1 protein-coding gene is annotated in these 268 nt (G+C 64.2%); it reads right to left on the bottom strand.

All coding sequences use genetic code 11. The features are described 5' to 3' along the window. Positions 1-3 precede the first annotated feature (3 nt). On the bottom strand, positions 4-268 hold a 265-nt coding region (locus SB725_RS31500), incomplete at its 5' end, for an ABC transporter permease subunit (RefSeq protein ID WP_410923338.1).

Below are 268 nucleotides of genomic sequence, written 5' to 3'. Positions count from 1 at the left end.
CTCCTAGTGCTGGGGCAGCCAGCGGTTGGTGCGTCGTTCGAGCACGCGGAACACGCTGCCGGACACCAGGGTGATGACGAAATAGAAGGCCGCGACCGCCAGGTAGAACACCAGGTAATGCTTGGTGGAACCGGCCGCCTGTTTGCCCACCGAGAGCAGCTCGCTGTAGCCGACGATGCTGATCAGCGCGCTGTCCTTGACCAGCACCAGCCACAGGTTCGACAGCCCGGCCATGGCGTAGGGCAGCATGCTCGGCAACAGGATGCGC

It is taken from the genome of Pseudomonas sp. SIMBA_041 (genome assembly GCF_046535095.1).
In the GTDB taxonomy this organism is placed as follows: domain Bacteria; phylum Pseudomonadota; class Gammaproteobacteria; order Pseudomonadales; family Pseudomonadaceae; genus Aquipseudomonas; species Aquipseudomonas mucoides.
This window is presented reverse-complemented; position numbering and strand designations above follow the sequence as displayed.